Raw genomic sequence first — 21,391 nt, 5'->3', positions numbered from 1 at the left:
CCCGGGCCCCCGGACGGCAGGAACCCGCTGTCAGTGGCGGCGGCTACGGTTCACGCATGGCTGCCCGTACGAAAACCGCCAAGGACCGCCCGTCCTACCGCTGCACGGAATGCGGCTGGCAGACGGCGAAGTGGCTCGGCCGCTGCCCCGAGTGCCAGGCATGGGGCACGGTCGAGGAGTACGGCGCGCCCGCGGTGCGCACCACCACCCCCGGCCGCGTCACCTCCTCCGCGCTGCCCATCGGCCAGGTGGACGGCCGCAGCGCCACCGCCCGCACCACCGGTGTGGCCGAGCTCGACCGGGTGCTCGGCGGCGGTCTGGTCCCGGGCGCCGTGGTGCTGCTCGCGGGCGAGCCGGGCGTCGGCAAGTCCACGCTGCTCCTCGACGTCGCGGCGAAGGCGGCCACGGACGAGCACCGCACGCTCTATGTCACGGGCGAGGAGTCGGCGAGCCAGGTCCGGCTGCGCGCCGACCGCATCGGCGCGCTCGCCGACCACCTGTATCTGGCGGCCGAGACCGATCTGTCCGCCGTCCTCGGCCACTTGGACGCGGTCAAGCCCTCGCTCCTGATCCTGGACTCGGTGCAGACCGTGGCCTCGCCGGAGATCGACGGCGCGCCGGGCGGCATGGCGCAGGTCCGCGAGGTCGCCGGCGCCCTGATCCGCGCCTCCAAGGAGCGCGGCATGTCCACGCTCCTGGTCGGTCACGTCACGAAGGACGGCGCGATCGCGGGCCCGCGCCTCCTGGAGCACCTCGTCGACGTGGTCCTGCACTTCGAGGGCGACAGACACGCCCGCCTGCGCCTGGTCCGCGGCGTGAAGAACCGGTACGGGACGACGGACGAGGTCGGCTGCTTCGAGCTGCACGACGAGGGCATCACGGGCCTCGCCGACCCGTCGGGCCTCTTCCTCACCCGCCGCGCCGAGCCCGTCCCCGGCACCTGTCTGACAGTGACCCTGGAGGGCCGCCGCCCCCTGGTCGCCGAGGTCCAGGCGCTCACGGTCGACTCGCAGATCCCCTCCCCGCGCCGCACCACCTCGGGCCTGGAGACGTCCCGCGTCTCGATGATGCTGGCCGTCCTGGAGCAGCGCGGCCGCATCACCGCGCTCGGCAAGCGCGACATCTACAGCGCCACGGTCGGCGGCGTGAAGCTGTCCGAACCGGCCGCCGACCTGGCCGTGGCGCTCGCCCTCGCCAGCGCCGCCAGCGACACCCCGCTGCCGAAGAACCTGGTCGCGATCGGCGAGGTGGGCCTGGCGGGCGAGGTCAGACGGGTCACGGGGGTGCAGCGCAGACTGGCCGAGGCGCACCGCCTCGGCTTCACCCACGCCCTCGTCCCCGCGGACCCCGGCAAGGTCCCTGCCGGTATGAAGGTCACCGAAGTCGCCGACATGGGCGACGCGCTGCGCGTCCTTCCGAGATCGCGTCGGCGGGAGGCCCCACGGGAGGACGAGGTCCGCCGGTAGACTTTGCCCTGGTCTCGCCCATCCGTACGAAGCTAGGCGTGCGGCGGAGCGTCGGCGGAGTGCCGACGCGGTGTCGGCCATGGGTGGACAACCTGCGACCGGAGGAGTGCAGTGGCAGCCAACGACCGGGGAGCGGCTCCCGGCAAGTCCGGTGGAGGCTCCGGTGCCGACGGTCTCATGCGCGCCTCCCTGAGCGCGGTCGCGCCGGGCACCGGCCTGCGGGACGGCCTGGAGCGCATTCTGAGAGGGAACACGGGCGGGCTCATCGTGCTCGGCTCGGACAAGACCGTCGAGTCGATGTGTACGGGCGGTTTCGTCCTGGATGTCGAGTTCACCGCCACGCGCCTGCGTGAGCTGTGCAAACTCGACGGCGGCATCGTGCTCGACAAGGACATCACGAAGATCCTGCGCGCGGGCGTGCAGTTGGTGCCCGACCCGACCATCCCCACGGAGGAGACGGGCACCCGGCACCGCACGGCGGACCGGGTGAGCAAGCAGGTCGGCTTCCCCGTCGTGTCCGTCTCGCAGTCGATGCGCCTGATCGCGCTGTACGTGGACGGCCAGCGCCGCGTCCTGGAGGACTCGGCCGCGATCCTGTCACGTGCCAACCAGGCCCTCGCCACCCTCGAGCGGTACAAACTCCGCCTGGACGAGGTCGCGGGCACGCTCTCCGCCCTGGAGATCGAGGACTTGGTGACGGTGCGGGACGTGACCGCCGTCGCCCAGCGCCTGGAGATGGTGCGCCGCATCGCCACGGAGATCGCCGAGTACGTGGTGGAGCTCGGCACGGACGGCCGCCTCCTGACCCTCCAGCTCGACGAGTTGATCGCGGGCGTGGAGCCGGAGCGCGAGCTGGTCGTCAGGGACTATGTTCCCGAGCCCACGGCGAAGCGTTCCCGCACGGTGGACGAGGCGCTGTCCGACCTCGACTCCCTGAGCCACGCCGAACTCCTCGAACTGCCCACGGTCGCCCGCGCCCTGGGGTACACGGGATCGCCGGAGACCCTCGACTCCGCGGTGTCCCCGCGCGGCTTCCGGCTGCTCGCGAAGGTCCCGCGGCTGCCCGGGGCCATCATCGACCGGCTCGTCGAGCACTTCGGCGGACTCCAGAAGCTGCTCGCCGCGAGCGTCGACGACCTCCAGACGGTCGACGGGGTGGGCGAGGCCCGGGCCCGCAGCGTCCGCGAGGGCCTGTCCCGGCTCGCCGAGTCCTCCATCCTGGAGCGGTACGTCTGACCTCCGGCGGACACGGGGCCGGGGCCAGAGCCCGGCGGCTCAGTGGCCCCGGCGGCCTCGGTGGCCCCAGCAGCCCCAAGGGCCCCGGCTGCCCCGGTGGCCTCAGTCCTTGGCGAGCACGAACGACGCCGGGGCGACCTTTCCGAGGCCGGGCGAGCTGACCTCGACCAGATAGGTGCCCGCCTTGGCGCCGCCCGCCGGGGGCGTCGCGCACTGCGGGGCGCTTGCCTTGCGGTCCCACTCCACGGCGTACGTGACCTGTCCGTCCGCGGGCACCCGGTACAGGACGCTCGCCTTGGCGCCGGGGCAGTCGGCGGAGGACCAGAGCGCGTCGTCGGCACCGGCCTGAGTGATCGTCAGTACGGTGCCCTTGCCGCCGAGATCGACCTTGCATGCCTTGCCGCCGGTGTTGACGACGGTCAGCTCCAGCTTCGGCTTCTGGCCGGGCGCGTAGGTGTTGCGTACGCTGCGCAGCTTCAACTGGACCGCGCCGGGCGCGCAGTTGGTGACGGTCGACCCGGCGGGCAGCCGCTGGCCCGATCCGCCGCCGCCCTTGGCGTCGTCCGTGCCGCCGCCCCCGGCGCCACCGTCGGACGCACCGCCGGAACCCGAACCGCCGGAGCCCCCGGAGCCGCCGGAGCCCGAGCCGCCACCGTCGGCGCCGCCCTCCGAGCCCTCCGACTCGTCCCGCCCGCCCGGGTGTTCACTGATCGCGGGCCCCGAACTGGATGGCCCGGGGGTGATGGACGTCGCGGGCCCGTTGCCCGACGGGCCGTCGGCGCCGTTCTTGCCGTCGCCTCCGCCCGACGCCAAGGCCCATACGACAAGCAGCAGGAGGAGTCCGAGCATGGACAGCAGGACGGCCCTCCGACGCCAGTAGATGGAGGAGGGAAGCGGCCCGATCGGATTGCGCAAAGATCCCACGCCCAAACCTTACGAGAGAACCGGGCGTTGTCCTGCCTCACCCGCCGCCTCAGGTCACAACTTTTGCGGATCATCATTCCGGTCACCCCTCCGAGGGGTCCGCACATGTCCCGTTCCTCCCCGCCCACCCCTGACTTTCGTCAGGTCCGTGATCCCCCGGTCGCTGGATGTGACGGGGCAGAACCACTTCGTACCGTCCGTAATCATGGACACCATGGATTCTTCTGGCCTCTACCTCGACGTCACCGAGTTCGCCCGTGACACCCCGGCCTGGGTGCAGCACCTCGCGGAGGTGTGGACGGAACTGGGCCTGCTGCTCTTCGGCGCGCTCTTCGTCGTCGCCTGGTGGCGGGCGCGCGGTGGCGACCCGCGTGCGGTCGCGGTGGCGGTCCTCGCGCCGCTCGGTACGGCGCTCGCGTACGTCATCAGTGAGGCCGTGAAGTCCGTCGTCGAGGAGGAGCGCCCGTGCCGGGCGGTGTCGGGAGCGCTGCGGCCACTCGTGGAGTGCCCGCCGCACGGCGACTGGTCGTTCCCGAGCAACCACTCGACGATCGCGGGCGCCGCCGCCCTCGGCCTCGCCCTCGCCTGGCCGCGCGTCGCGGCCCTGACCCTGCCGATGGCCGTGCTCATGGCCTTCTCCCGGGTGTTCGTGGGCGTGCACTACCCGCACGACGTGGCCGTGGGTCTGGTGCTCGGCGCGCTCGTGGTGTTCCTCGCGGTGCGGCTCGCCGCCGACCCGGTGACGCGGATCACGGAGGCGATGCGGGGGTCGCGGACGGGTGTCGTCCGGTGGTTCGCGGGCCAGGGCCCCGCCGCGGCGTCCGCTCCCGGGGCATCGAGTCCGGCTGCCGCCTCGGCGTTCGTGCCCCGCCAGGACGGCCAGTACCGCAACTCCCTTCCGTACGAGCCCGCGCGGGCCGCGGCGCCGGGAGCCGGCCACGGCCCTGCCGGGCAGCAGGCCGAGCATCCCCACGACCGGACGATGACACTCCGCCGGGACGGGGCGGCGGCGTCCCGGCAGGAGGAGACGATGGCGCTGCGGCGGGTTCCGCAGCAGCAGCACGGGGCCCGGCAGCAGCCGGGTCAGTCCCAGCGGCAGTCCCAGCAGCACGCCCAACCGCAGTCCGTGCCGCAGTCCCTGCCGCAGTCCCAGCAGCACGGGGAGCCGTACCCCGCTCACCAGGCCGACCACCAAGACGGTCAGCAGGCTGGTCACCGGGCTGAGTACGAGCACGGCCGCCGGGCCCAGTACCCGCACGGCCACCAGGCCGAGTACCCGTACGGTCACGGGGCGGCGGCAGACCGGCCGGAGGACCCTGACCCCCACCACGCCCGCTCCTGAGGCGGCTTCAGCGAGCCGTGGTGGCCCCGTCGTCCGCGACCAGGCCCGCCTCGTACGCGACGACCGCCGCCCGGACGCGGTTCTTGACCTCCAACCGGTCGAGGACCGCGCTGACATAGGCCTTGACCGTGCCCTCGACGAGATGGAGGCGTGCGGCTATCTCGGGGTTGGACAGGCCCGCGCCCACCAGTCCGAGGACCTCGCGTTCGCGGGGTGTCAGGAGGTCCACCCTGGCGCGGGCCTCGGTCCGCCGCCCGAGGTGCCGGGCGCCGAAGCCGTCGATCACCTGCCGTGCCACCCGCGGTGAGAGGAACGCGGCGCCGTCGGCCACCGCCCGCACGCCCGCGATGAGTTCGTGGGGGTCGCCGGACTTGAGCAGGAAGCCGGTGGCACCGCCGCCGAGCGCGCGGGCGACGTACGCGTCCTCGGAGAACGTCGTGAGCATCGCGACCGCCGTGCCCGGCAGGGACCTGACGATCTCCTCGGCCGCGGCCAGGCCGTCCAGGCGCGGCATGCGGATGTCCAGGAGCGCGACGTCGGGGCGGTGGGCGCGGGCCAGGTCGACCGCTTCGTGGCCGTCGGCGGCCTGGGCGACCACTTCGATGCCGGTGTCCGACGCGAGGATGGCGCCGACGCCCGCGCGGATCATCGCCTCGTCGTCGGCGAGCAACACCCGTATCACCGGGCCATCTCCTTCTGCTGCTTGTGCTGCTTGTGCTGCTTGTGCTGCTTCTTTTGCTGCTCCTGCTTCTTTGTCTTGTCCGTGTCCGTGTCCTTATCCCTGTCGTCCTCCTGTTTCTCCCGTCCGTCCGTGCCCGCTTTGGGGATCACCGTTTTGTCCACCAGCCTTCCGTGGTCGAAGCAGAGTCTGAAGTGTCTGAGGGAGGTGAAGAGCTGACCGCCCGAGCGGTAGTAGCGGCAGTCCGCGCCCGGGGGCGGCGGTCTCGGCGCGCGTTCGGCGGGCGGGTCGGTGACGCTGGCGGTCCGGCAGCACGGCGGCGACCTCGGACTGCGGCTGGCCCACGCGCAGCGCCGCGTAGTCGGCGGGTCGCAGGACGGAGTGGGTCTCGGTGTACGCGTACCAGCCGAAGGCACCGGCGACCAGCACGGTGCCGGTGGCGATCGCGGCGCCGAAGGCGAGGGCGGTGCGCCGGCGGGCGAGGGCGAGTACGGCACCGGGGTGCGGTGGTGAGGGTGGCCGGGGTGTTCCGTCGGCCGCTTCCGGGACGTGCGCATGGACGCGGAAGCCCGTTCCGTGGGCGCCCGCGGTCAGGGTGCCGCCGCTCGCCTCGACCCGCGTGCGCAGGTCGGCGAGGCCCGAGCCGCCGTTCCGCGGGCGGGGGCGGGGAGCTGTGCCGGGCGGGGGCGGGGCGTTGGTGACCTCGATGGTGGTGCCGGTGTCCGTGCGGGTCGCGGTCACGGTGACGGGGGCGCCGGGCGCGTACTTGGCGGCGTTGGTGAGGGCTTCCTGCACCACCCGGTGGGTGAGGCGCCCCGCGCTGCCGGGCGTTTCCGTGCCATCGGCCGCGTAGCGCACGGGCAGGCCCGAATCCGCTGCGCGTGCGACGAGTTGGGCTACGGTCTCGCCGGGTGGGGCGAGGGGCGCGGTCTCGCCGGGCGAGGTGCGGGGTGCGGTGTCGTCGGGCGGGGTGAGGGGTGCGGTCTCGTCGTCCTCGTCACGGAGCACTCCGATGATGTCGCGCAGCCGGTCCGTGGCGTTCGCGGCGGCCACGCGCAGGTCGGAGGCAGCGGCCCGGTGGTGGTCCGGCAGGTCGGGGGCCACTTGGAGGGCGCCTGCTCGTACCGCGATGAGGCTCAGTTCGTGGCCCAGGGAGTCGTGCATGTCCTGGGCGATGCGGGCACGTTCACGCAGCCGGGCGCGGTCGGCGACGATGCGCTGCTCGCGCTCCAGCTGGGCGGCTCGGGCCCAGCCCGCCGCGGCGAGCTCCCTGCCCTGGCGCCAGTAGCGGCCCGCGAGCCAGGGGAAGACGGCACCGAACAGCAGGGTGCCGAGGAGTACCAGCCACTCCACGACCGGGTCCACGTCCCGGACCACGATCCGGGCGGTGCCCACGGCGCCGAGCGCCGCGAAGGCGAGGAGGGCCGGTCGGGCGCGGGTGCCGTGCTTGCCGAGGAGCAGGGCGAACGCGGCGAGGGCGGGGCCGTAGGAGACGGTGAAGAGGGCGGGGGCGGTGAGGCCGGGGGCGGCGGCGAGGAGGAAGGCCGTGGCTGGGCGTGTGCGCCAGGTGGCGGTGGCTGCCGCGAGGATCGCGAGGCCCGTGAGGTGGCCCCACAGGGGGCGGGGTTCGTTCAGGCCGATTGCGTCGGCGGTGGCCGCGGGCACGGCGAGGGCTGCCCAGAGGGCGGCGTTCGTCGGGCGGGGCGTTTTCACTCCCCGGACGCTACGTGCCCTCCGGCGGTGGCCGCCCCTGCCGATCGTCAGGTGCCTCCCTGTCGGGGGCCTCAGCCGGTCACCCTGCGGTGATCTGGCGCACAGGGGGCACAGCTGCGCTGCCGCACGGAGCAAGCTGTGGTCCGAGGCGGGCCTGCCGCTGCGAGCGTGAGCGTCCGCCGCCCGTCGGGGATTCCCCCACCCACCCGCCCTTGACTGGTCACCTGCGGTGGCCCGGGGGCCGGGGGGCGGGTGCCATATGGCACACCGAGGACGACCGCATCCCGCGAACCGGGTCAACCGACCGTCCGCGGCCCCACGACGGAATCCCCCACCCACCCACCCTTCACCGGTCACCTGCGGTAACCCGGTGCGCCGGGGGGCGGGTGCCATACGGCACACCGAGGACGGCACCAGCCTCGTGGGCTGGGGGCCGCACGGTGTTGCCGAGGCCGACGGCAAGGAGGTGGGCGGGCGGGTGGGAAAACAGCGCCGCGCAGCGGCGGCCCCCCAGAGCGCCAGGGGGGCAGCAACCACTGCACCGCATGCCCACGGCACGCCAAAGGCGAACAGCAACGGGCAGCCAGGCGGGGGCGCACCACCGCAGAATTCTGGGGACAACAGCAACCGACGCACCGGAAGCCCCACGGCACGCCAAGCCCGACAGCAACAGGCGGGCGGATGGGAAACAGCGCCGCACAGCGGCGGGCCAACACTCTCCGAGCACCCGCGGGTGGCAGCAAGCACCGTACCGAGAGCCCGACGGCACGCCGGGCCCGACAGCAACGAGCAGGCGGGCGGAAACACCGCCGCGCACCCCCGGCCCCCCGGAGTGCCCGTTGGGGAGCAACCACCGCACCGATAACCGCGCGGTCCGCAGAAGCCGACAACAACGAGCAGGTGGGCGGGGAAGCACCGCCGCGCAGCGCCGGGGACAATAGCAAGCCCCGCACCGGAAGCCGCACAGCACGCCAAGGCCGACAGCAACGGGCGGGCGGGCGGGGAAACACCGCCGCGCAGCGGCGGGCCCCCGGAGTTCCGAGGGACAGCAACCATCGCATCAAAAACCGCACAGCCCGCCAAAACCGACAACAACGAGCAAGCGGGCGGGGAAGCACCACCGCAAAGCCCCGAGGGCGATAGCAACCACCCCACTACAAGCCCCACGGCACGCCGGGGCCGACAGCAACAGGCGGGTGGGAGGGGAACACCGCCGCGCAGCGGTCGGACGCCCCCGCAGCTTCGGAGGCGACAGCAACCACTGCACCGCAAGCCGCACGGCACGCCGGGGCCGACAGCAACGGGCGGGCGGGGAACATCGCCGCGCAGCGGCGGGCCAACACTCCCCGAGACACCGGGGACGACAGCAACCATCCCACCGCAAGCCGCACAGCACGCCAAGGCCCGACAGCAACGGGCGGGTGGGAGGGGAACACCGCCGCGCAGCGGCCGGACCTCCCCGCAGCCCCGGGGACAACAGCAACCACCTCACCACAAGCCGCACAGCACGCCGGGGCCGACAGCAACGGGTGGGTGGGAGGGGGACACCGCCGCGCAGCGGCGGGACAACACCCTCGGCAGCACCGGGGACAACAGCAAGCACTGCACCACAAGCCGCACGGCACGCTAGGGCTGACAGCAACGGGCGGGCGGGTGGGAAAACCCCCGCGCAGCGGCCGAACCACCCCACATCCCCGCGGGCGACAGCAAGCCCCGCACCGGAAGCCGCACAGCACGCCAAAGCCGACAGCAACGGGCGGGCGGGTGGGAAAACCCCCGCACAGCGGCCGAACCACCCCACATCCCCGCGGGCGACAGCAAGCCCCGCACCGGAAGCCGCACAGCACGCCGAGGCCGACAGCAACAGACAGGCGGGCGGGAGACACCCCCGCGGCCGCCGGAACCCGGAGGCGGCGGCAGCGCCTGACCCAGGAGCCGCCCACCACGCCCGGCAAGGGCGACGCGATCGCGCTGCCCGGCAACGGCGACGCGATCGCGCCGTTGGCGTACCGGCCCTGCCCGCCATGGCAGGATCGTGCCCATGCCGACCGCACTCGCCGCCGATCTCGTCAGCGACGGCACCGCCGACGCCCGTTCGCTGGACGAGCAGTTCCACTCCCCCGTCATCGCCTGGTTCGACGCCAACGCGCGCGATCTGCCGTGGCGGCGGCAGGACGCAGGACCGTGGGGGGTCATGGTCAGCGAATTCATGCTCCAGCAGACACCGGTGAGCCGCGTGCTCCCGGTGTACGAGCAGTGGCTCGCCCGGTGGCCGCGCCCCGCCGACCTCGCCGAGGAGGCGCCCGGCGAGGCCGTGCGCGCCTGGGGGCGGCTCGGCTACCCCCGGCGGGCGCTGCGGCTGCACGGCGCCGCCGTCGCCATAACGGAACGGCACGGCGGCGACGTACCGGCACAGCACGGGCAGCTGCTCGCGCTGCCCGGCATCGGCGAGTACACGGCCGCCGCCGTGGCCTCGTTCGCGTACGGGCAGCGGCACGCCGTGCTCGACACCAACGTCCGGCGGGTGTTCGCGCGCGCCGTCACCGGCGTGCAGTACCCGCCGAACGCCACCACCGCGGCCGAGCGCAAGCTCGCCCGCGCCCTGCTGCCCGGGGACGAGCGCACCGCCTCGCGCTGGGCCGCGGCCTCCATGGAGCTCGGCGCCCTCGTCTGCACCGCCAGGAACGAGGACTGCGCGCGCTGCCCCATCGCCGCCCGCTGCGCGTGGCTGCGGGCGGGCAAACCCGCGCACGAGGGCCCCGCGCGCCGCGGCCAGACGTACGCGGGCACCGACCGGCAGGTCCGGGGCAAGCTCCTCGCCGTGCTCCGCGAGGCCGTGACACCCGTACCGCAGGCCGCCCTCGACCGGGTGTGGGACGACGCCGTGCAGCGGGCCCGCGCCCTGGACGGACTCGTCGCGGACGGTCTCGTGGAGCCCCTGCCGGACGGCTTCTACCGGCTCCCCCTGACCTGACGCGCACGCGCACAACCACCGCGCCACAGCCACCGGGGCACAGCCACCGGGGCACGAGCACGACGCCACAGCCACCACGCCACCCACCGGGGCACGAGCACGGCACCACAACCACCGCGCCGCAGCCACCGCGTCACCACGCCCCGCCGCGCAGACCCCCGTGTCACGGGCCCCGCACCGCGTCGGACAGACCCGTACCGCCGACATAACGGGCAACAGCACCCACACTCACCTGCTGTTTTACGCCCGGCCTACTTCTGTTACACAACCGACGTACAGCCGTGCGTCCGCCGCTGGCTGCTCCGCACAGCCCCGTGACAAGGCCTCCGTAGCTTCTTTCTCGTACCGCACAGGCAGGACAAGGGCGGTCGCGAGGCAACCGGCGTCGACCGGGGGCAGCCGGGGTTTGACGGGATGGACGGAGGCGGTTGGACATGGCGCACGGCGAGGTGCTCGAATTCGAAGAGTACGTCCGCACTCGGCAGGACGCCCTGCTGCGCAGCGCCCGACGGCTCGTCCCTGACCCGGTCGACGCGCAGGACCTGTTGCAGACGGCGCTCGTGCGGACCTACGGCCGCTGGGACGGCATAGCCGACAAGCGCCTCGCCGACGCCTACCTGCGCCGGGTCATGATCAATACGCGTACGGAGTGGTGGCGCGCCCGCAAGCTCGAAGAGGTGCCCACCGAGCAGCTCCCGGACGCCTCCGTCGACGACTCCACCGAGCAGCACGCGGACCGCGCCCTCCTGATGGACATCATGAAGGTGCTCGCCCCGAAGCAGCGCAGCGTCGTCGTGCTGCGACACTGGGAGCAGATGTCCACCGAGGAGACGGCCGCCGCGCTCGGCATGTCGGCCGGCACGGTCAAGAGCACGCTGCACCGGGCGCTCGCCCGGCTCCGCCAGGAGCTGGAGAGCCGCGATCTCGATGCGCGCGCGTTCGAACGTGAGGAGCGGGAGCGTTGCGCGGCCTGAGTGCCGGAGCCGGTCGGCCGGGCCGGCCGACACCACCATGGAGACAGGAGAAGGCGGGGAGCTCGGCAGTGGCCGCGCTCGCCGCCCTCGGCCTTTTGCTCCCCCTGACCAGTTGCTCCACGGGCGGCTCCGGCACGCGTGACGAGGGCCCCGCCCGCTCGGGCCCCGTGGGCACGGCGACGCCCTCGGGGAACCCGTCCGCCTCGCCCGCCCCCAAGGACGTGGACGCCGTCCGCCTGGTGAAGGAGGACCCGAAGGTCAGCCTCGCCGTCAAGCGCGACCTGAAGCCGTGCGTCGCGGACGAGTACCCGGTGGACGTGTCCTACGGCAACATCACGGGAGCATCCTCGTCCGATGTCGTCGTCAACGTGCTGACCTGCGGGGACGCCGTCGGCATCGGCAGTTACGTGTACCGCCCCGCCGGTAGGGGGTACGAGAACGTCTTCACGGACGAGCAGCCTCCGGTCTACGCGGAGATCGACCGCGGCGACCTGGTGGTGAGCAAGCAGTTGTACGAGGAGGGCGGCTCGCAGTCCGATCCCTCGGGCGAGGAAGTCATCACGTACCGCTGGGCCTCGGACCGCTTCACCGAGCAGGACCGCACGCACAACAACTACAGCAAGACGGTGAGCGGCGCCTCCGCCGCCCCGGACGACGACTGACCGCCCCCGCACCCGTACCCGTACCCCGCCCCCGAACCCAGAACAGAGCGGAACTGAGAGCACCCGATGGCAGAACACACCCATGTCCTGTTCGTCGAGGACGACGACGTCATCCGCGAGGCCACGCAGCTCGCCCTGGAGCGCGACGGCTTCGTGGTCACCGCCATGCCCGACGGTCTGTCGGGCCTGGAGGCGTTCCGGGCCGACCGGCCCGACATCGCCCTGCTCGACGTGATGGTGCCCGGCCTCGACGGCGTCAGCCTCTGCCGGCGCATCCGGGACGAGTCGACGGTGCCGGTGATCATGCTGTCGGCGCGGGCCGACTCGATCGACGTGGTCCTCGGCCTGGAGGCGGGTGCCGACGACTACGTGACCAAGCCGTTCGACGGTGCCGTCCTGGTGGCCCGCATCCGTGCCGTGCTGCGGCGCTTCGGGCACGCCAGCGGTCCCGGCGCGGGTGCGGCGGCTCCCGCCGACGCGGGTGGCGCCGCCGACGGCGGTGTGCTCACCTTCGGTGACCTGGAGATCGACACGGAGGGCATGGAGGTGCGCCGCGCCGGCGCCCCGGTCGGCCTCACGCCGACGGAGATGCGGCTGCTCCTGGAGTTCTCCTCCGCCCCCGGCACGGTCCTCTCCCGCGACAAGCTCCTGGAGCGCGTCTGGGACTACGGCTGGGGCGGCGACACGCGCGTCGTGGACGTGCACGTCCAGCGGCTGCGCACCAAGGTCGGCCAGGACCGCATCGAAACGGTCCGCGGCTTCGGCTACAAGCTCCGGGCGTGAGCCGGCGACGTGGCGGGGACACAGGGGTCACCCATGGGCGGTGACATGAACGAGCCGACGCCTCCCGGGTCGGGCGAAGCCCGCTCCGGGCCGGGCGCACACCGCCCTGGACCGGGTGCGGAACGCCCTGTGCGGGTAGGGACAGGCCCTACGCGGGTACGAAAAGGCCCGGCGCGGGTGGGGAAAGGCCCGCGGGCGGGGGCAGGCCCGGCGCGGACACGGACAAGCCCCCGGACAGGGACAAGCCCTCAGGCAGGGGCAGGCCCGGTGCGGGCGGGGTTCGGAGGCGGGGCCTCGGGGCCGCTTCGCGGGCTGCGGGACCGGCTGGAAGCCCTGCGGCGCCCCCGTGGAACCTGGCGCCTGCGGGACCTCACGGGCGCCAGGCTGCGCACCGGCGTGCGCTGGAAGATCGCGGCGGCCATCGCCCTGGTGGGCGCGCTCGTCGCCGTCGCGCTGAGCCTGGTCGTCCACAACGCGGCCCGCGTCTCGATGCTCGACAACGCCCGCGACCTCCAGGACGAGCGCGTCCAGATCGCCCAGCGCAACTACCAGTCCCGCGGCACCACGAGCGCCTTCTACGGCACCAAGATCGACGACCCGCAGCTGCCGAAGGAGCTGCGGCGCAAGGTCCTCACCGGCCGCCGCGCGACGTATGTGCAGGAGCACGCCGACGGCGTACCGGACATCTGGGGCGCGGTGCCGCTGAGCGACGGCCACGTCCTGTCGGTGCACACCCGCTTCACCGACCGCAGCGCGGCCATCATGAAGGACCTCGACCAGGCCCTCGTCATAGGCTCCATCGCGGTCGTCTTCGGCGGCTGCGCCCTCGGCGTGCTCATCGGCGGCCAGATCGCCCGCCGGCTGCGCGAGGCCGCCACGGCCGCGGGCGAGGTCGCGCAGGGCCAGACCGATGTGACCGTGCGGGAGGCCATCGGCGGCTACGTACGCGATGAGACCGACGACCTCGCGCAGGCCGTCGACGCCATGGCCGACGCCCTCAAGCAGCGCCTCGAAGCCGAGCGCCGCGTGACCGCCGACATCGCGCACGAGCTGCGCACGCCGGTGACCGGGCTGCTCACGGCGGCCGAACTGCTGCCGCCCGGCAGGCCGACCGAGCTGGTCAAGGACCGCGCCCAGGCGATGCGCACCCTCGTCGAGGACGTCCTCGAGGTGGCCAGGCTCGACTCCGCGTCCGAGCGCGCCGAGTTGCAGGACATCACGCTCGGCGAGTTCGTCAGCCGCCGCATGGCCGTCCTGAGTCACGACGTACGGGTGACGATCGTGCACGAGTCGATCGTCACCACCGACCCACGCCGCCTGGAGCGCATCCTCGGCAACCTCGTCGCCAACGCCGCCAAGCACGGCAAGCCGCCCATCGAGGTCAGCGTCGAGGGCCGCGTCGTCCGGGTGCGCGACCACGGGACCGGCTTCCCCGAGGCCCTGCTCGCGGAGGGCCCGAGCCGCTTCCGCACCGGGTCCGCCGACCGCGCGGGCCGCGGCCACGGCCTGGGTCTGACGATCGCGGCAGGCCAGGCCAAGGTGCTCGGCGCGCGGCTGACGTTCCGCAACATCCGACCGCCGGGGTCCGCACCCGACGAGCCCGCCGAGGGGGCGGTGGCGGTGCTCTGGCTGCCCGAGCACGCGCCGACGAACACCGGGAGCTTCCCGATGCTCCAGCTCCCCGACAAGTGGGACAAATAGCCCTCCGGCAAGTAATGGGCCCCTTCGGCAAGGAGGGGGCCCGCCCTTTGCCAAGTAGGGGGCCAGCCCTTTGCCAAGTAGGGGGCCAGCCCTTTGCCAAGTAGTGCGCCGGCCCTCCGGCACGTGGCACGAACAGGCCCCCGGCGCCGAGCTCTCGCTCGGTTCCGGGGGCCGTGCGGCCGGGCGGACGCCGCGGAATCGGACGGCCTCTGCCGCCGTCCTGTTCCGCTATCCGCGCGCGGGGTCCCCACCCGCGGCACCGGCCTGCTTCTGGTCGGCGGGCCCGGACCCGCGCAGCGGCGTCTCCTTCACGAAGACCGCCGCGGCGAGCGCGCCGAGCGCCACCACCACGGTGAGCAGGAACGCCAGGTGCGTACCTGAGGACACCGCGTGCTGATAGGCGTCGCGTGCCGCCTCCGGCAGCCTGGCGAGGCTGTCCGCGTCGAGCTGGGCGGAGTGCTCGGTGACCCGGGCGACATCGCCGCCCGCCCCGGCGGCCCGCGCCGCCATCTCGTCCTGCACCCGGTTGTTGAACAGCGCGCCCATGATCGCGACACCGAAGGACGAGCCGAGCGTACGGAACAGCGTGGCCGTGGACGAGGCGACGCCCATGTCCTTCATCTCGACGCTGTTCTGCGCGACGAGCATGGTGATCTGCATCAGGCAGCCCATGCCCGCGCCGAGGACGGCCATGTAGAGCCCGGAGGTCGGACGGGAGGTCTCGGTGTCCATCTGCGACAGGAGGAACAGGCCCGCGGCCATCAGGACGCTGCCGGCGACGGGGAAGACCTTGTACTTGCCGGTGGCGGTGGTGAACCGCCCCGCGAACATCGAGACGGCCATCATCGCGAGCAGCATCGGCAGCAGGAGCAGCCCGGAGTTGGTGGCCGACGCGCCCTGGACCGCCTGCTGGTAGAGCGGCAGGAAGAGCATCGCTCCGAACATCACGAAGCCGGTGAGGAAGCCGACCACGGCCATGAGCGAGAAGTTGCGGTTGCGGAAGATCCGGAACGGCATGATCGGCTCGGCGGCCTTCTGCTGGACGAACCAGAAGCCGACCAGGGAGGCGACGCCGAGCCCGATGAGCTCCATGATCACGGCCGAGCTCCAGGCGTACTCCGTGCCGCCCCAGGTCGTGACGAGCACCAGCGAGGTGATGCCGACGGTGAGCAGGGCCGCGCCGAGGTAGTCGATGCGCCCCTCCGCCCGCTTCTTCGGCAGGTGCAGCACGGCGCTGACCATGAACAGGGCGACGACGCCGAGCGGCAGGTTGATGTAGAAGGCCCAGCGCCAGCCGAGGTGGTCGGTGAGGGTGCCGCCGACCAGCGGGCCGCCGATCATCGCGACCGCCATGACGCCGGTCATCATGCCCATGTACTTGCCGCGCTCCCGCGGCGGCACCAGTTCCCCGATGATCGCCATGACGCCGACCATCAGACCGCCCGCGCCGAGGCCCTGTACGGCCCGGAAGGCGATGAGCTGCCCCATGTCCTGGGCGATACCGCTGAGCGCGGAGCCGACCAGGAAGATGACTATGGAGCTGAGGAAGGCGCCCTTGCGCCCGTACATGTCGCCGACCTTGCCCCAGATCGGGGTGGAGGCCGCGGTCGCGAGGGTGTACGCCGTGACGACCCACGACAGGTGCTCCAGGCCGCCGAGGTCGCCGACGATGGTCGGCATCGCGGGCGCCACGATCATGTTGTCGAGCATCGCGAGCAGGATCGCGACCATCAGCGCGAAGATCACGACGCGTACGCTGCGCGGCTCCGGGGTCTCCCCTCCCCCCTGTTTCCTCCTCGCCGTCCCCCCGGCTTCCTTCTCCGCCGAGTTCTGCACCGTCCGGTCGGCCGCCCCGACCGCCACGCTGGTTCCCGCCATGGTTCCCGTCCCCACTTCCCCGTACTTACTTGCCGCCCGGCAAGTTGGCTACAGTGGAGGAAAGTAGACCCTTAACTAGCCGGGCGTCAAGTAAGTTCGGGCTGGGCCGGGGAGAAGTGCGAGGATCGCCACCATGGGCAGCACAGGCAGGCAGCGGCGCCGCGGGGACACCCGTCAGCGCATCCAGGACGTGGCACTCGCACTCTTCGCCGAGCAGGGGTACGAGAAGACGTCCCTGCGCGAGATCGCCGAGCGCCTCGAGGTCACGAAGGCGGCGCTGTACTACCACTTCAAGACCAAGGAAGACATCCTCACCAGCATCTTCGACGATCTGACGCGGCCCATCGACGAGCTGATCGCCTGGGGCAAGGAGCAGCCGCGCACCCTGGAGACCAAGCGCACGATCCTGACCCGCTACAGCGGCATCCTGGACGAGGGCGCCCCGCTCTTCCGCTTCATGCAGGAGAACCAGGCGACGATGCGCGACCTGAAGACGGGCGAGAGCTTCAAGGACCGGATGTTCCAGCTCCTCGACATCCTCCGCCACGACGACCTGTCGACGCCGTTGACCGCACAGGTGCGCTGCTTCAGCGCGCTGTTCACGATGCACGGCGGGATGTTCGTGCTCAGGGACGCCGAAGGCGACCCCGAGGAGAAGCGGAAAGCCATCCTCGAGGTCGCCATCGACTTGGTGACCCAGGCGCACAACGGGACCTGAGCCGGCCCGGGCTCACCACACCCGAGCCGACGCGGGCCCACCACGCCCGAGCCGGGGCGTCACGCGCGGGGGATCAGACGCGGACGCCCTGCTCGCGCAGGAAGTTCACCGGGTTGACGGCCGAGCCGTAGTTCGGCGTCGTGCGGATCTCGAAGTGCAGGTGCGGGCCGCTGGAGTTGCCGGTGTTGCCGGACAGGGCGATGCGCTGGCCGGTGCCGATGGCCTGGCCGGGGCGGACCTCGACCTTCGACAGGTGCGCGTACTGGGAGAACGTGCCGTTGGCGTGCTTGATCACCACGGCGTTGCCGTACGCGGGACCGTCACCGGCGCCGTTCGGTCCCGCCTTGACGACGGTGCCGGCGTGCACGGACTTCACGACGGTGCCGATCGGCACGGCGAAGTCCTGGCCGGAGTGCTTGTGGGACCACATGCTGCCGCCGAGGCCGAAGCTCGCGGACAGGCGGTAGTTCTCGACCGGGTCCTGCCAGGCGGCGGCCTTCTTGGCGGCGGCCTGCTTGGCCTGCGCGGCCTTCTTTCCTGCGGCCTGCTTGGCGTGCTCGGCCGCCTTGGCCTGGGCGGCGGCCTGGGCGCCCACGGACGAGGCGGTCACGGACGGCACCGAGCCCTTGGCGTCGGCGGCGGCCGCGAACCCGGCTCCGAGCACCGTCGTGACACCGACACCGGCGGCGAGTACGGCCGCCCGGGCACGACGCGGGGACGGGGCGGAAGAGTGAGTCGTGGCGCGCTTCAGCATGGGGAAACCTCCGGGGCGGGGCAGCAAGGCAGCAAGGCAGGGGGGACGGGGTGGAGCGGGCAGGACGGGGTGGTGCAGGCAAAAGGGAATCCGGCACACGGACTGCGCATGCCGGACGGCCATCCCTTGGTAACCCCCACCCCGCCCCGCGCTCAAGCAGCCCCTCTACTAGGCGCGGCCGTACCCGAGACGTCCGTTTCCGGCGGTTTCCTCACCGCCTTCGGCTTCTTCGGTCGTCCCCCAGGGGTGATGCGCGCCGTCGTGCCCGGGACGGCCACTATCAAACCTCGTATGTGACGTATGCCCTGTGCGTCACATCACCGGACGACGCGCTTCCGCACCCTCCGGATGTGACGCCCGCTACGCCCACTACGCTCTCGCGCATGGATCCCGCGGCCCTTGGCATCCGCATCGCGTCCGGCGTCGTCTCCCCGCTGGTCAGGAAGCTGTTCGCGCGGCCAGGACCGGGGGCGGGCCTGGTGGACGCACCGGTGCGCGTCGACGGCCTGGTGTCGTTCCGCGGCGAGCGGCGCCACCTCGCCGAGAAGGACGTGCGCGCACTGGTGACCGAGCTGGTCCGGCACGCCGTACGCACCCCCGGGCACGGCGAACGCCCCCTCCCCCGCGACGAGGAGGAAGCCGTCGTCCACGCCCTGACCGGCACGCTGCTCGCGCTCGGCACCCTCACCCTCACGGACGTGGAGGCGGTGTCGCTCGGCCATCAGGAACTGGCGAACAGGCTGCGCCGTGCCGGGAGCGATCCGGCACGGGACCTGTCGGCGGACGCCGAGTACTTCTACGAACGGCTGCTGACCACGGCGTGCCTGCACGTCCTGAACTTCTTCACGCAGCGTTCGGCGTTCGTGGCCCGCACCCTCGTGGAGCAGAGCCGCAACCAGGCGGAACTCATAGCCAAAGTTGACGAGTTGATCGCGCGGAACCCGCTCCCGGGCACGGAGGACGCGCGGTTCGAGCAGCGCTACCTCGCCCATGTGGCGAAGAAGCACGGCAAGCTGACGATCTTCGGGATCGACCTGGCGGACTCGCCGGGCACCTGGCCCCTGGACGCGGCCTATCTGAGCCTGACGGCGACCGGCGAGGGGAGGGCCCTGGGCGAGGTGCGGATCGGGGACGATCTGTACCCGATCCGCGAGGCGGACCTCGACGCGGTGCCCCGACCCGCGGACGAGGCCCTCGCCACGCACGACCGCGTACTCCTGCGCGGTGAGGCGGGCTCGGGCAAGACGACCCTCGTCCAGTGGCTCGCGGTCTCCGCCGCCGCCCCCCGCCCCGGCGCGCGCATGGCCTATCTGCGCGACCGCGTCCCCTACGTCCTGCCCCTGCGCACCCTGACCGCCCACGGCGAGCGCCTGCCCGCGCCGAAGGACTTCCTGACCGCGGTGTCACCGCTCGCCGGGTCCCAGCCGGACGGCTGGGAGTCCCGCGTCCTGGCCGCGGGCCGCGCCCTGGTCCTCGTCGACGGCATCGACGAGGTGCCCGAGGCCGAGCGCGCCCGCACGCGCGCGTGGCTGACGGACCTGATGGACGCCTACCCCGGCAACCGCTGGCTGGTGACGTCCCGGCCGTCCGCCGTACGCCAGGACTGGCTCGCCGACGAGGACTTCACGGAGCTGACCCTCGCGCCCATGAGCACGGCCGACGTGGCGACGTTCATCGGGCGCTGGCACCGGGCCGCGGCGACCGGCTCACCGGAGCGGGACGCTGCCCTCGCGGCGTACCGGACCCAGCTCCTCGACGCCGTGCGCGGCAAGCCCGAACTGGGCAGGCTCGCCACCAACCCGCTGCTGTGCGGGCTGCTGTGCGCCCTGCACCGGGACCGCCGCGGCTTCCTGCCGCTCGGCCGCAAGGACCTCTACACGGCCGCCCTGTCCATGCTCCTGATCCGCCGCGACCGCGAACGCCATCTGCACGTGCCCGAACTCCGCGAGGAGCCCCAGCTCCAGATCTTGCAGCGGCTCGCCTACTGGCTGATCCGCAACGGCCGTACGGAGCTCGACCGCACCCGCGCCACCACGATCATCAGGGACGCCCTGCCCGCCGTCCCCGAACTCGCCGCCCTGGGTGACGCCGACGCGGTGTACGCCCACTTCCTGCACCGCAGCGGGCTGTTGCGCGAACCCGGCCCGGACACCGTGGAGTTCGTGCACCGCACCTTCCAGGACTTCCTCGGCGCGCGGGCCGCCGTGGACGAGGGCGACTTCGGGGTGCTCGCCCGGCACGGCGCGGACGACCAGTGGGAGGACGTCATCCGCATGGCGGTCGCCCAGGCCCGCCCCCGCGAACGTGCCGAGCTGCTCGGTGACTTGCTCGCGTACGCCGACACGCGCACCGAATCCGCCGCCCGGAAGCGCGCGCACCTCCTCGCGGCGGCCTGCCTCGAGCACGCGGCGGAGCTGGCGCCCTCGGTGCGGCAGGAGGTCGAGCGGCGGACGGCCGAACTGATCCCGCCCCGTGGCCCGGAGGACGCGCGGGACCTCGCGGCCGTGGGGCCGATGATCCTCGACCTGCTCCCCGGCCCGGAAGACGTCTCCGGCGACGCCGCACGGCACGTGGTGACCGCCGCGACCCATGTGCGCTCGGACGCGGCGATCCCGTTCCTCGCCCGGTACGTGGACCACCCGGACCAGACGGTGCGCAGTCAGCTCATGTGGGGCTGGCACCGCTTCGACTGCCGTGCGTACGCCGAGCAGATCGTGGCCCGCCTGGACGACGGCTCGACGCACTTCACCTTCCACACGGACGAGCACGTGGAGGAGCTGATGTGGCTCGGCCTGCGGCCGGAGCACCTCGAGATCCGCGGCGGGGTGTCGCCCGAGGCGGCATCCCACCTGATCGCCGTGTGCGAGCCCACGTACCTGTACCTCGGGACCTCGCCCGCCGGTCTCACGCAGGACGCTCTGGCGGCGTTGGGGCGCCTCCAGGTTCTGCACGTCGTGAACAACGGAGAGCCCTGGACCCTGGACCAGATCCCCGCCGAGGCTCCCCTGCACACGTTCGCGATGTTCCTGAGCTCCGGCCTCGACAACTGGGATCTCCACCCCATCGGCCGCTGGCCCGGACTGCGCCGCCTCAACTTCAGCAGCATCGATGCGTTCCCCGACTCGGAGGCGGCATGGCGGAACCTCGCCCTCCTGCCCCACCTCACCGGACTGACCGTGCCTGCCGACAGCCTCGCCCACGCACCCGCCGGACTGACCCTCCCCGGCGTCACCGAGCTGACGCTGCTCAGCCCGCGCGCCTGGGAGCCCGCATCCGCGACCGCCCTGGCACGCGCCCGGGTGCTTTTCCCCGGCGTCGAACGCCTGGATCTCCCCGCCCACTGGCAAGACCATGCCGCGGCACCGCCCCAGCACCCGTCCTGAACCGAGCGGCCGATATCCGTGCGGCAAGGACGCGCCGAATCCTTGAGCCCGCCTCTTGCCGGGCTTGCGTCCGACCACATTCCTACCTGGGAATTCACCCTCCGGAATCACAGCACTACGGCTCCACGAGTGGAACGGGACACCTCCTGGAACACGCCACTCCCACGACCGTACAAACACGGAAAAGGGGCTGCCCCGGACCCG

At 72.7% G+C, this 21,391-nt stretch carries 14 protein-coding genes and 1 pseudogene; 10 read left to right on the top strand and 5 right to left on the bottom strand.

What is annotated here, in order from left to right:
• Window positions 1-56 precede the first annotated feature (56 nt).
• Together radA and disA are read left to right on the top strand one after the other, a co-directional pair.
• Entirely contained in the window at window positions 57-1,466 is a 1,410-nt protein-coding gene (gene radA / locus ACH4DX_RS33065) for a DNA repair protein RadA (protein ID WP_398123547.1), read from the top strand.
• Between the two features lie 111 nt (window positions 1,467-1,577).
• A complete protein-coding gene (gene disA / locus ACH4DX_RS33060) occupies window positions 1,578-2,702 on the top strand; it encodes a DNA integrity scanning diadenylate cyclase DisA (RefSeq protein WP_398123548.1) in 1,125 nt (374 codons plus the stop codon).
• A 102-nt stretch (window positions 2,703-2,804) separates the two neighbouring features.
• On the opposite strand, the gene ACH4DX_RS33055 is transcribed toward disA, so the two are convergent.
• On the bottom strand, window positions 2,805-3,626 hold the full coding sequence (locus ACH4DX_RS33055; RefSeq protein ID WP_398157780.1) for a hypothetical protein: 822 nt from the start codon (window positions 3,624-3,626) through the stop codon (window positions 2,805-2,807).
• A gap of 205 nt (window positions 3,627-3,831) precedes the next feature.
• Between ACH4DX_RS33055 and ACH4DX_RS33050 the strand changes: the two are divergent.
• Window positions 3,832-4,455: pseudogene (locus ACH4DX_RS33050) on the top strand (phosphatase PAP2 family protein); the annotation flags it as partial.
• Window positions 4,456-4,975: 520 nt separating this feature from the next.
• Here ACH4DX_RS33050 and ACH4DX_RS33045 read toward each other — a convergent pair.
• Both ACH4DX_RS33045 and ACH4DX_RS33040 read right to left on the bottom strand, forming a co-directional pair.
• Complete coding sequence (locus ACH4DX_RS33045; RefSeq protein ID WP_398123551.1) at window positions 4,976-5,650, bottom strand: response regulator; 675 nt, start codon at window positions 5,648-5,650, stop codon at window positions 4,976-4,978.
• A 93-nt stretch (window positions 5,651-5,743) separates the two neighbouring features.
• Window positions 5,744-7,360 carry a sensor histidine kinase gene (locus ACH4DX_RS33040; protein WP_398157779.1) on the bottom strand — a complete coding sequence of 539 codons (1,617 nt, stop codon included), beginning with the start codon at window positions 7,358-7,360 and terminating at the stop codon, window positions 5,744-5,746.
• 2,041 nt (window positions 7,361-9,401) lie between these two features.
• Here ACH4DX_RS33040 and ACH4DX_RS33035 point away from each other — a divergent pair.
• From ACH4DX_RS33035 to cseC, 5 genes are all read left to right on the top strand, one after another.
• The gene (locus ACH4DX_RS33035) at window positions 9,402-10,334 is read left to right on the top strand and encodes an A/G-specific adenine glycosylase (protein WP_398157778.1); all 933 of its coding nucleotides are present in this window, start codon (window positions 9,402-9,404) and stop codon (window positions 10,332-10,334) included.
• 434 nt (window positions 10,335-10,768) lie between these two features.
• Window positions 10,769-11,308, top strand: coding sequence for a SigE family RNA polymerase sigma factor (locus ACH4DX_RS33030; RefSeq protein WP_030567966.1), 540 nt, complete (start codon window positions 10,769-10,771; stop codon window positions 11,306-11,308).
• A gap of 68 nt (window positions 11,309-11,376) precedes the next feature.
• Window positions 11,377-11,970 (top strand): hypothetical protein, encoded by a 594-nt coding sequence (locus ACH4DX_RS33025; protein WP_398123554.1) that lies wholly within the window; start codon window positions 11,377-11,379, stop codon window positions 11,968-11,970.
• A 66-nt stretch (window positions 11,971-12,036) separates the two neighbouring features.
• A complete protein-coding gene (gene cseB, locus ACH4DX_RS33020) occupies window positions 12,037-12,753 on the top strand; it encodes a two-component system response regulator CseB (protein WP_398123555.1) in 717 nt (238 codons plus the stop codon).
• Between the two features lie 177 nt (window positions 12,754-12,930).
• A complete protein-coding gene (gene cseC, locus ACH4DX_RS33015; RefSeq protein ID WP_398157777.1) occupies window positions 12,931-14,454 on the top strand; it encodes a two-component system sensor histidine kinase CseC in 1,524 nt (507 codons plus the stop codon).
• Window positions 14,455-14,682: 228 nt separating this feature from the next.
• On the opposite strand, the gene ACH4DX_RS33010 is transcribed toward cseC, so the two are convergent.
• The gene (locus tag ACH4DX_RS33010) at window positions 14,683-16,332 is read right to left on the bottom strand and encodes an MDR family MFS transporter (RefSeq protein ID WP_398157776.1); all 1,650 of its coding nucleotides are present in this window, start codon (window positions 16,330-16,332) and stop codon (window positions 14,683-14,685) included.
• Between the two features lie 133 nt (window positions 16,333-16,465).
• Here ACH4DX_RS33010 and ACH4DX_RS33005 point away from each other — a divergent pair, with 133 nt between their 5' ends.
• Window positions 16,466-17,050 (top strand): TetR/AcrR family transcriptional regulator, encoded by a 585-nt coding sequence (locus tag ACH4DX_RS33005; RefSeq protein WP_398123558.1) that lies wholly within the window; start codon window positions 16,466-16,468, stop codon window positions 17,048-17,050.
• Window positions 17,051-17,123: 73 nt separating this feature from the next.
• On the opposite strand, the gene ACH4DX_RS33000 is transcribed toward ACH4DX_RS33005, so the two are convergent.
• Window positions 17,124-17,804 (bottom strand): M23 family metallopeptidase, encoded by a 681-nt coding sequence (locus ACH4DX_RS33000; protein WP_398123559.1) that lies wholly within the window; start codon window positions 17,802-17,804, stop codon window positions 17,124-17,126.
• A 383-nt stretch (window positions 17,805-18,187) separates the two neighbouring features.
• On the opposite strand from ACH4DX_RS33000, the gene ACH4DX_RS32995 reads away from it, so the two are divergent.
• Window positions 18,188-21,187: an NACHT domain-containing protein gene (locus ACH4DX_RS32995; RefSeq protein ID WP_398157775.1), complete on the top strand. Its 3,000-nt coding sequence runs from the start codon at window positions 18,188-18,190 to the stop codon at window positions 21,185-21,187.
• The last annotated feature ends 204 nt before the right edge of the window (window positions 21,188-21,391 follow it).

The organism is Streptomyces sp. NPDC017940, assembly GCF_044328435.1.
Taxonomy (GTDB): Bacteria; Actinomycetota; Actinomycetes; order Streptomycetales; family Streptomycetaceae; genus Streptomyces.
The sequence above is the reverse complement of the archived record's forward strand: the minus strand, read 5'-3'. Positions and strand labels throughout refer to the sequence as shown.

Coding starts and splice junctions, on each gene's coding strand:
- ACH4DX_RS33010 (WP_398157776.1), bottom strand. CDS start 16,332: ATGGCGGGAACCAGCGTGGCGGTCGGGGCGGCCGACCGGACGGTGCAG.
- ACH4DX_RS32995 (WP_398157775.1), top strand. CDS start 18,188: ATGGATCCCGCGGCCCTTGGCATCCGCATCGCGTCCGGCGTCGTCTCC.
- ACH4DX_RS33035 (WP_398157778.1), top strand. CDS start 9,402: ATGCCGACCGCACTCGCCGCCGATCTCGTCAGCGACGGCACCGCCGAC.
- radA (WP_398123547.1), top strand. CDS start 57: ATGGCTGCCCGTACGAAAACCGCCAAGGACCGCCCGTCCTACCGCTGC.
- ACH4DX_RS33030 (WP_030567966.1), top strand. CDS start 10,769: ATGGCGCACGGCGAGGTGCTCGAATTCGAAGAGTACGTCCGCACTCGG.
- ACH4DX_RS33005 (WP_398123558.1), top strand. CDS start 16,466: ATGGGCAGCACAGGCAGGCAGCGGCGCCGCGGGGACACCCGTCAGCGC.
- cseB (WP_398123555.1), top strand. CDS start 12,037: ATGGCAGAACACACCCATGTCCTGTTCGTCGAGGACGACGACGTCATC.
- ACH4DX_RS33000 (WP_398123559.1), bottom strand. CDS start 17,804: ATGCTGAAGCGCGCCACGACTCACTCTTCCGCCCCGTCCCCGCGTCGT.